The organism is Actinoplanes sp. GCM10030250, from assembly GCF_042666575.1.
Taxonomy (GTDB): domain Bacteria; phylum Actinomycetota; class Actinomycetes; order Mycobacteriales; family Micromonosporaceae; genus Actinoplanes.
On record NZ_JBHTDO010000034.1, the window covers coordinates 103,367 to 113,117 of the forward strand.

10 protein-coding genes are annotated in these 9,751 nt (G+C 70.6%); 3 read left to right on the forward strand and 7 right to left on the reverse strand.

Going from position 1 to position 9,751, the window contains the following annotated elements; translation table 11 throughout:
- Positions 1 to 188 precede the first annotated feature (188 nt).
- From ACFQV6_RS33995 to ACFQV6_RS34015, 5 genes are read right to left on the reverse strand one after another with little or no spacing between them, the layout of a single operon-like run.
- Positions 189 to 1,100 carry a ketopantoate reductase family protein gene (locus tag ACFQV6_RS33995; RefSeq protein ID WP_378031755.1) on the reverse strand — a complete coding sequence of 304 codons (912 nt, stop codon included), beginning with the start codon at positions 1,098 to 1,100 and terminating at the stop codon, positions 189 to 191.
- A gap of 1 nt (position 1,101) precedes the next feature.
- Positions 1,102 to 1,365 carry a UBP-type zinc finger domain-containing protein gene (locus ACFQV6_RS34000; protein WP_378031756.1) on the reverse strand — a complete coding sequence of 88 codons (264 nt, stop codon included), beginning with the start codon at positions 1,363 to 1,365 and terminating at the stop codon, positions 1,102 to 1,104.
- Positions 1,362 to 2,936: a Na+/H+ antiporter gene (locus ACFQV6_RS34005; protein WP_378031757.1), complete on the reverse strand. Its 1,575-nt coding sequence runs from the start codon at positions 2,934 to 2,936 to the stop codon at positions 1,362 to 1,364. The genes ACFQV6_RS34000 and ACFQV6_RS34005 overlap by 4 nt, the downstream gene beginning before the upstream one ends.
- Before the next feature lie 34 nt (positions 2,937 to 2,970).
- Positions 2,971 to 3,561, reverse strand: a complete 591-nt coding sequence (locus ACFQV6_RS34010) for a fibronectin type III domain-containing protein (RefSeq protein ID WP_378031758.1) — start codon at positions 3,559 to 3,561, stop codon at positions 2,971 to 2,973.
- Positions 3,562 to 3,592: 31 nt separating this feature from the next.
- Complete coding sequence (locus ACFQV6_RS34015; RefSeq protein WP_378031759.1) at positions 3,593 to 4,306, reverse strand: EcsC family protein; 714 nt, start codon at positions 4,304 to 4,306, stop codon at positions 3,593 to 3,595.
- 143 nt (positions 4,307 to 4,449) lie between these two features.
- Between ACFQV6_RS34015 and ACFQV6_RS34020 the strand changes: the two genes are divergently transcribed.
- Positions 4,450 to 5,355 (forward strand): proteasome assembly chaperone family protein, encoded by a 906-nt coding sequence (locus tag ACFQV6_RS34020; protein WP_378031760.1) that lies wholly within the window; start codon positions 4,450 to 4,452, stop codon positions 5,353 to 5,355.
- Between the two features lie 47 nt (positions 5,356 to 5,402).
- On the opposite strand, the gene ACFQV6_RS34025 is transcribed toward ACFQV6_RS34020, so the two are convergent.
- Positions 5,403 to 6,173, reverse strand: a complete 771-nt coding sequence (locus ACFQV6_RS34025; protein WP_378031761.1) for an alpha/beta hydrolase — start codon at positions 6,171 to 6,173, stop codon at positions 5,403 to 5,405.
- A gap of 69 nt (positions 6,174 to 6,242) precedes the next feature.
- Positions 6,243 to 6,929 (reverse strand): hypothetical protein, encoded by a 687-nt coding sequence (locus tag ACFQV6_RS34030; protein ID WP_378031762.1) that lies wholly within the window; start codon positions 6,927 to 6,929, stop codon positions 6,243 to 6,245.
- Positions 6,930 to 7,161: 232 nt separating this feature from the next.
- Between ACFQV6_RS34030 and ACFQV6_RS34035 the strand changes: the two genes are divergently transcribed.
- Positions 7,162 to 7,836, forward strand: a complete 675-nt coding sequence (locus ACFQV6_RS34035) for a hypothetical protein (protein WP_378031768.1) — start codon at positions 7,162 to 7,164, stop codon at positions 7,834 to 7,836.
- 444 nt (positions 7,837 to 8,280) lie between these two features.
- The gene (locus tag ACFQV6_RS34040; protein ID WP_378031763.1) at positions 8,281 to 9,270 is read left to right on the forward strand and encodes a hypothetical protein; all 990 of its coding nucleotides are present in this window, start codon (positions 8,281 to 8,283) and stop codon (positions 9,268 to 9,270) included.
- Positions 9,271 to 9,751 lie beyond the last annotated feature (481 nt).

Below are 9,751 nucleotides of genomic sequence, written 5' to 3' on the forward strand. Positions count from 1 at the left end.
GCCGCGTCAGTGGTCATTCTCGCGGACGTGGATGCCGACGTCGGCCCAACTGTCCGGTTAGCCGTTGATATCACCCCCACGCGGGGGATCGGCCGAGCCCTCTCGTGAGTGACGAGGCGTGGTACGAAACCACGGCAAGAGCGCTTCGACCGTACGGAAAAATGGTGGAAAGGGTGACGGACCCGCCCTCAGCGAGTCGCGCTGTAGATCGACAAGCCGGTGTAGGCGGCGGACAGCAACGGCGCGGCGACGCCGTGCCTGGCCGCCTCGGTCACCATGTCACCGACGATCGCGTCCGCCTCGACCGGCAGGCCCTGGATCAGATCGCGGTACATCGACGAGGTGGTCGGCTCGGTCGTGGAGATCGCGCTCTCCAGCATGGCCAGCGCCTTGGCGCGCGGCGCCCAGCCCGCAGCCGTCGCCACCGCGACCGCCTCCGCCGCCAGCGCCTGCCCGAAGGCCGCGCCTCCCGGTGCGGCGTTGATCGCGCCCACCGAGGCGCGCATCAGCGTGGTCGCCGCACCCATCGTGGCGAGCAGCACCCATTTCTCCCACATCTCGTGGACGATCGCCGCCGAGGCCCGGCAGTCGAAGCCCGCGCCGGTGAGCGTCGCCGTCACCGCTTCCAGACGATCGTCGGCAGCCCCCTCCAGCGGCCCGAAGACCATCCGGTGCAGCCCCGTCATCTGGACGATGTCCCCGTCGGCGTCCACCGTCGCGTGGATCATGCAGACACCGCCCCAGGCACGCTCCGGACCGAACGCGCCCACCATCGCCTCGACGTGCCGCATGCCGTTGAGCAGCGGGACGATGACCGTGCGGGTACCGGCGGCCGGGGCGAGGTCGGCGAGCGCCGGCTCCAGGGAGTAGCTCTTCACCGCGAGCAGGACCAGGTCGTACGGGCCGTCGATCGTGCCGGCGGTGACAGTCCGCGGTGTGAGCACCGTCTCCTCGCCCGGACCCTTGATCCGCAGCCCGCGGTCGGCGAGCGCCGCCGCCCGGCCGGGCCGGACCAGGAAGGTCACGTCCCGGCCGGCCTGGATCAGGCGGCCGCCGAAGTACCCGCCGGTCGCGCCGGCACCGACGACCAGGGTGCGCACCTCAGCCGACCTGATGGTCGTCGAAGCACCAGCGCCAGGACTCCCCCGGCTCGAAGGACCGCATCACCGGGTGGCCCTCGTCGGCGTGGTGTGCGGACATGTGCCGCCGCGGTGACGAGTCACAGCAGGCGACAAGCCCGCAGCCGAGACAGAGGCGCAGGTGCACCCAGTCGTCGAACCCGCCGGCCACGCATTGCGGGCAACCGTCGGCGTAGCTGGTCAGCGGCGCCGGTTCGCCGGCTTCCTTGAGATGCTGGCAGGTCAATCGTCACTCCGTTGCAACTGGGATTCTTCCAGGTCGAGCTCACGCTGGGCGCGGACCAGCACCTCCTCCGGGATCCGCCCCTCGTTCCGGGCGATCTTGAAGACGTGCCGCTCCGCTTTGATCATCTCCCGCCGCAGCCGGCCGTACGCCGCCGACGGGGTTTCCCGCGCCTGGTTGCCGAGCCGCTCCCAGGCGTTGTTCGAGCGGCTCTCGACCAGGCCGCGCAGCCGGTCCACCACCGATGATGGCGCACCGTCCGCGTTCGCCTCGAGCGCTTCGAGGGCGGCCTGCCCGGCGGAGTGTTGCACACCGGCCTCGGCCAGGGCATCCTCGGCGCCGCTGTCCTCGCGCACCTTCAGGCGCCGGGCCAGCGCGGGCAGCGTCGTGCCCTGCACCAGCAGGGTCAGCACGATGATCGCGAAGGCGACGAAGACGAACAGCTCCCGCGGGTATTCCGGCACGTTGTCGACACCCGGCTCCGGCAGCGTCTGCGCGGCCGCCAGGGTCACCACACCGCGCATACCGGCCCAGGCGATGACCGTCGGCACGGTGACCGGTGGCCGGTCCTCCCGGTTGCGGATCCGCGGGATGAGCCTGGCCAGGTAGGTCGCCGGGTACATCCAGACGAACCGGATCGCCACCAGTGCCACGAACACCACGCCGGTGACCTGCACCGTCGTGGTCAAGTCGGTCTCGATCGTGCTCACCACGGTGCGCAGCTGCAGGCCGACGAGCAGGAACACCACGCCTTCGAGCAGGAAGATGACAAGCCGCCAGACCGCCTCCATCTGGAGACGGGAGGTGGCCGAGAGCAGGTAGGGGATCCGGTGGCCGAGGTAGAGGCCCGCGATCACCACCGCGACCACGCTGGAGGTGTGCAGCTCCTCCGCGATGATCACCACGACGAACGGGGTGAGCAGCGACACCGCGTCGTCGAGCAGCGGATCCTCGATCTTGCGGTGCAGCCAGGCCGCACCGACCGCGAAGACCAGGCCGATCAGCAGGCCGCCACCGGCCTTCAGCGCCACCTCGCCGGCGATCTCCCAGAACCCGACGGCGAGCCCGGCCAGCGCACCGGCCGCGACACGCACCATCACCAGCGCGGTCGCGTCGTTCAGCAGGCTCTCACCCTCGAGGATCGTGACGACGCGCCGGGGAAGTCCCACCCGGCGGGCGATCGCTGTCGCGGAGACCGCGTCGGGCGGTGCGACGATCGCGCCGAGGGCGACACATGCCGCAAGCGGCACTTCAGGCAACATCAGGTGTACGAGGAAACCGATCACCAGCGCGGTCAGCACCACGAGACCGACCGCGAGCAGCAGGATCGGCCGCAACGCCAGGCGGAACGCCGGAACCGAGGTCTGCAGGGCGGCCACGTACAGCAGCGGGGGCAGGATCCCGATCAGCACGAGTTCCGGTTCGAGGTGCGCTTCCGGGAAGCCGGGCACGTACGACAGCCCGAGCCCGGCGACCAGGAGCACCAACGGCGCGACGAAGCCCAGCCGGCGGGCCAGGGCTGCGCCCACGACCGAGATCGCCACGAGGACGACCATGTCGACGATGCTCTCCATGCCGGGAAGCTTAGAGAGTCATCCACGTGAGGCCCTACGTGGTGCTTACCACCTGTGAGCGGGCCACCGTCTCGGTGTAGGTACCGTCGCGTCCCGCACGCTTCTTCACCACGTCGACCGAGAAGACGTAGGGCGTACCGGCCTCCAGACCGGTGACGGTGGCGCTGACGTCACCGCAGGTGGCCGGCGTCACCTTGGTCCAGCCGACCTCGGTCTGCGAGCCGACATCAAGATCCTGGGTCATGGCGGTCACCCGGTAGTCGATGATGTTTCCGCCTCCCGGGTGGTACCAGGTCACCACGGCGCTGGTGCTGCCCGGCACGACGTCGAGGCCGTTGATGCCGCCGATGCTCTGCACCGGCGTGCAGCTCGGTGTCGGCTTGACGGTGGGCGAGGTGGTCACCGCCGGCAGCGTGGGCAGGGTGTCCGCCGGTGTCGGCGACGCCTTGCCGACCTTCACCGTCGGCGACGGGGTCGCCTTGCCCTGCTCGACCAGGATCCAGTCGTTGCCCGTTCGGGCCTTCTCCTCCTGAACCTTCTCGGACGTCGAGCCGCAGCCGGCGAGCAGCAACGGCAGCGCGATGACGGACAGGACGACGGCGGACCGCTTGCGATATCCCAGCACGTCAGGGACTTCGGGCCGGGAGTCGCGGACCTTAGCCCTTGTCCCCGCGCCTACCGAAGTGCACCCGGGCGCGCTGAGCCAGTTCCTTGGTGGCCGCCGAGTTGACCCAGGTACCGAGGACGATGCCGGCGCCCGGAATGAGCTTGGCGAAGACGCGGCGGGCTGCCCGTACGCCCGCCATCTGCGCGAGCTTCACACCCAGCGAGACCAGCACGCGGGTCAGCGGCCGGTTCGAGCCGCCGGTGAAGATCCGGCTGGCGCGCTCCCGGCCCGCCGCGACACCGAGGGCGATCCGCGCCGTCTCGGCGACCCGGTGCACCCGCTGGAGAACCAGCAGGTCGGTGGCCCGTTCCGGTGCTGTCGGGTCGGCACCGTACGCCGCGGCGACGTGCAGGACCATGCGTGCCTGGGTCCAGGCCAGCACGCCGACGTCGAGCACCGCACCGGGCAGGCCGGCGGCACCCGAGACGGCGCCGGAGATCCGGGCCAGCGTGGTGAAGTGCTTGACGGCGAGCTGGGCCAGCTCGTCCGGGGTCAGGTCCGGGTTTTCGGCGCGGGTGCGCTCGGCCCAGGCGGCCGCTTCCGGGCCGAGGCGGCGGACTGCTTCCAGGGCGAGGTGCTCCGGGGCGTACTGCGGATCCGCCCTCATGTTCTCCCAGAGCGAACCGGGAGGAGTGGTGGTCTCGAGTGAGCCGGTGGTGGGTTGCGTCACAGATCCTCCGGGGGCTTTGAAGTGGACCTGCATCCCATGGTGACCGGTGCGCGCACGTTGGTGGTCATGATCGGGTGGCGCGTACGTGTTAGGCAATGATTGGAATGAACGTCGCCGTGCAACTGTTGGCAGAAGGGCCCGCGAAGGCGGGTGTCGCTCTCTAGGAGGTCCGCAGCGTGCTCGACCCACACGGGCTCTACGAAGTGGCCGGGGAACTGCCGGCCCTGGACGGCCCGGTGCTCATCCAGGGGCTCACCGGTTTCGTCGACGCGGGCAGCGCGATCCAGCTCGCCCGGGAACATCTGCTGGAGCATCTGGAGAGCGAGGTCGTGGCGACGTTCGACCTCGACCAGCTCCTCGACTACCGCTCACGCCGCCCTCCGATGATCTTCATGGCGGACCATTTCGAGAGCTACGAGGAGCCCAGCCTCGCCCTGCACCTGGTGAAGGACCAGCTCGGCACCGAGTTCCTGCTGCTCGCCGGCCCCGAGCCGGACCTGCAGTGGGAACGGTTCATCAAGGCGGTCACCGGCCTGATCGATCAGCTCGGCGTGCGCGTCACCGTCGGGCTCAACGCCATCCCGATGGCCGTGCCGCACACCCGTCCGGTCGGCGTCACCGCACACGCCACCGACAAGAGCCTGCTCGGCGACCACGAGTCCTGGCTCCAGCGCGTGCAGGTCCCGGCCAGCGTCGGCAACCTGCTCGAGTTCCGCCTCGGCAACTCCGGCCACGCCGCCCTCGGATACGCGGCCCACGTCCCGCATTACCTGGCACAGACCGGCTACCCGGCCGCCGCCGAACTGCTGCTCGACTCGGTCTCCGCCAGCACCGGCCTGGCCCTGCCGACCGGCGGGCTGCGCGAGTCGGCCAAGCTGGTCCGCGAAGAGGTCGACAAGCAGATCGCCGACGATGAGCAGGCGGGGCGGCTGGTCACGTCGCTCGAGGCGCAGTACGACGCGTTCCTCCGCGGTCGCCAGGGGAATCTGCTGGCTGACTCGGATACGGCGCTGCCCACTGCTGAGGAGCTGGGTGCGGAGCTGGAGCGGTTCCTGGCCGAGCAGAGCCGGGACGACAGCTAGGTTGCGGTTCTTGGCTGCCGGTCGTCTTTTCAGCGCTTGATCGTTTCTCAGCGCTTGATCGGCAGCCAGTCCAGCACTGCCGGGAGGTTCTGGTCCCAGAACTCCCAGGTGTGCCCGCCCGCGCTGAACCCGGCGTCGAGCTGGACGCCGGCCGCCGTGCAGGCCTGCACGAACCTCCGGTTCTGCGCCAGCAGGTGGTCCTCGGTTCCGCAGCGCAGCATCAGCTGCGGCAGCGCCGACCGGTCCGCATGACGGATCAGGTGCATCAGATCCTCGTCACCACCGGCCACGTGCCGGTCGGCGAAGACCCGCGCGACCAGGGCGCGCATGTGCGGCCGCGGATCGTGCTCCTCGATGTACGCGATATCGAGCGCCCCTGACAGCGTCGCGGCGGCCGCGAACCGTTCCGGCTCCCGCAGCGCCCACTTGATCGCCCCGTAGCCACCCATCGACAGCCCCGCCACGAACGTGTCCTCACGCCGTGCCGACACCCGGAAGAACCGGCCCACCGTCTCCGGCAGCTCCGCCGAGAGAAAATCCCAGAACCGCATCCCGTACGCCTCGTTGGCGTAAAAACTGCGGTGCACCTGCGGCATGACGACTGCCAGGCCCCGCTCCGACGCGTACCGCTCCACCGAGCTGTACCGCGTCCACGCCGTGTGATCGTCGGTCAGCCCGTGCAGAAGGTAGAGCACCGGCGGCGCCTCCACGGCCTCCCCGTCGGCCTCACCGTCACCCTTGTCGTCGGGCAGGAGCACCGTCATCGAGGTGCTCATCTCCAGAGCCTCGGAATCGAAGTCGCATCGGATCAAGGCCATCCCGACAGTCTCGGGCATCACGCCTCCACCGCGCCCGGAAGTCCCTCATGCCGGAACTCCCTCCCCTTCTCACCGGATGAACTCCGCGGGGTTCATTCCCCAGACCGTGCCGGTCTCGACCTCGGTGAAGCGGGTGTACGTCAGTGCGCCGTGGTGCACGACAACACGGTCGAACTTCAGGTGGCGCTTGTAGGTGCGCTTGTCGCGGGCCACATGCAGGACGGCGGTCGCCGTGCCCGTCCTCATGTTCCGGCTGGTCCACTTGAAGTTCTGGTATGCCCACCACGACGTGCAGGAGATGTCGAGCTCGCGGGGGTTGAACTCGACGTAGTAGCCGCCGATGCACCCGTTGACGATGCCGGGCAGTTGGACGCCACTGACGGCGACGTGGTCGGTCCTGGTGACGGCGTCGCAGTCGTCGCACGCGAAGAACTCCGCTCGCCACGTACCGGAGTGGTTCTGCGCCTGACGCCGGGCGTAACGCCCGTCCGAGCCGATCCGCGTGGCGTTCTGGTACACCCATTTCGAGCTGCCGTCCGCCCGGAACGAGAAGACCACCGCACCCAGGTCCTCGTCGCCGGGTGCACGGCCGGAGAGGGTGACGTATCCACCCTTCTTGACTGGGCCGGCCTTGCCGGCCGGGCCGGCCGACGCGCTGAACGTGAAGCGTTCGGCCGCCTGAGCCGGCTCCACGGCTGAGACGCCGGACGTGGCAAGGACGACGGAGCCGATGAAAGCGGCCAGATACCGGTGCATGGACACCCGTATCGGCCGGTCGGGCGCCGGGCTTGAGGAGTCACCCTCGCCATCTCCCGCCGCCCTTCGTGCCGCCGGCTGGATCTCCCCTGGACCGAGCCGCCGGGCGGTTGGGAATGTCGTACCCGTCGATTAGTATGTATGTACGAAAGAGGGGCCCTGAGCTGCGGATCTTCAGCCACTTTTCGAGTGACTGATCGTGCCCAGCGCGAGTGAGGAGACCGACGTGACCATGTCCACCCTGTCCACGATCTCGACCACCCCCGTGCCCGTGATCCCTCCCTATGCGACGATGCTCGGCTTCACCCGCTACGTGTCTCGCACCGGCCCCGCCAAGGCAACCTTCGTCGGCGGGCTGCGCCGGCAGCGCGAGCGGCGCAGCGGTTTCAACCCGCACGGCCAGTTGGTGAAGGCACTGAAGGCGGACATCGCATTCCGCACCGGCGGCAGCTATCTCGGCGGCGTGACCGATTTGGTCAAGGACCGCTGGAAGCCGCTCTACGAGACCCTGCGCACCGGCGCCCGCACCTATCTGTCCTCGCTCGGCGACCCGGAGAAGGTCAGCCTCGCCCAGACCCGCGACGCCATCGCCACCGTCGGCCCGCTCGCCGTGAAGATCAACCCGCACTTCGGCCTGCGCTACGAGGACGGCACCCGCGAAGCCGTCCGCCTGCACTTCGACGAGGAGCCCCCGAGCCCCGAGATCACGACCGCGATGCTCCACCTGATGGCCCGCCACATGGACCAGATCCTCCCCAACGCCGAACCCGTCCTGGTCGACCTCCGCCGCGGCACCACCCACCGCATCGACCCCGCCGCCCGCCCCGGCGACATCGAGAGCTGGCTCTCCGGCGAGGCCGCCGCCTTCACCGCCATGTGGACAGCCACCGCCTCCCAGGCCGCCTGACCACCGCCCTCCTCCCCCGCCCAGCCACCCTCCCGGCCGCCCTGCCGCCCGCTCTGTCCTGGCCGACCGGCCACCCGCCCGGCCACCCCACCTGTCCGTCCCGGCCGCCCGATCTGTCCGTCCCGGCCGCCTGACCACTCGTTCTCGCCCTCGCGGGCGGTTGCACTTCCGTGACTGGCTCTTGCGCTCCCCCGCTTGAGCCGGCCGCTGGTCCCCGGCGCAGTTGCCGGCGTCGGGGACCGCTGCCGCCCGGCCCGGGGCCGCCCACCGGGCGCGCTCCACTCCGGCGATCGGACTGGGGCGGAGTGTCCGGGTGGGTGGGGGTGTTCGGCCGAAACGGTAGGAAATTTGTGGGTATCGGCGCGGGAACCGCTTAGGAGCGGGACGGTTGCGACGATTACCCCTGATGTAAGGCTCAGGCAGAACTTCGGGGGGCGTTCGGCCATGAAGAAGATCGCGGGAATGGTGACGCTGGCGGCGGCACTCGGTATGGGCGGCTCGTTCGTCCAGCCGGTCGCGGCTCAGGCGGTGGAGACGCTGGCGAGCAGCGTGGCGTACGTGCGCGGCGGCGACGTCTACGTCAGCAAGGGCGCGACCGAGAAGCGCCTGACCACCGGTGGCGGTACCACCCGCCCGCGCTGGTCGCCGGACGGGCGGCAGATCGCCTTCGTCAAGGCCGGGCAGCTCTGGACGATGAAGTCGGACGGCTCCGGCCAGCGCCGGCTCAGCACCCGGCCGGCCGCGGGACCGTCCTGGTCGCCGGACGGCAAGTGGATCGCGTTCGGGTCGCTGTCCTGCTCGGGCGGGGCGGGCGTGTTCCGGATCTCGACGACGTCCACGGCCGCGAAGCCGGAGGTGCTCTTCCCGCGGGACTGCCGGGGTGAGGCGCTGCCGGCGGAGACGACGAAGACGGCGGGAACGGCGGCCGTCGGGCGGAAGGCGGCGACCTCGCTGAACGACCGGCTGCGCACCGACGACGCGGTGGCCTGGTCGCCGGACGGCACGCGGGTGGCGTTCCGGGGCGGGGACTGCGAGTCCGTCTACGACGCCTGCCTGAGCATCGGGACCGTCGCTTCCGGCGCGGAGAAGACCGTTGCGGCGTACGGGGGCGGAGGCGTCCAGAACAGCGGCTTCGCGGTCGTGCCGACCTGGCGTTCGGACGGGGCGAAGCTGGCGTTCACCGCGTACCAGGAGGGTGAGACCGCCACCGAGAGCGAGCCGGTGCACCTGGTCGAGTACGACACCGTGACCGGGGCCAAGCGCACCATCGGCGGGGCGCTCGACCGTGAACTCTCCTACGTCGACGCGAGCCGTGCCGTGGTGACCAGCCAGAACGGCGGCGGCTCCTGGATCACCATCGTCGGCCTCGCCAACGGCGCCCGCACCCACCTCCGCTCCGGCTCCCAGCCCAGCGTCCAGCCCCTCACCCGCTGACCCACCCCCTCCCCACCGAGCGCCAGCCACCCCACCGGCTGGCGCTCAGAGGGGCCTCCGAGCGCGAACCGCCCCGCTCAGTGCCAGCTGGCCGGGCCGGCTGGCGCTCAGAGGGGCCTCCCAGCGCGAACCGCCCCGCTCAGTGCCAGCCGACCGAACCAGCTGGCGCCCAGAGGGGCCTCCGAGCACGAAAAGGCCCGCTCAGCGCCAGCTGACCGGGCCGGCTGGCGCCCAGAGGGGCCTCCCAGCGCGAACCGCCCCGCTCAGTGCCAGCTGGCCGGGCCGGCTGGCACCCAGAGGGGCCTCCGAGCACGAAAGGCCCCCTCAGCGCCAGCTGGCGGGGGCGGCTGGCGCCCAGAGGGGCCTCCGAGCGCGGGAAGCCCCGCTCAGCGCCAGCTGGCCGGGCCGGCTGGCGCTCAGAGGGGCCTCCGAGCGCGGGAAGCCCCGCTCAGCGCCAGCTGGTGCGGGGGGGGGGTGGGGT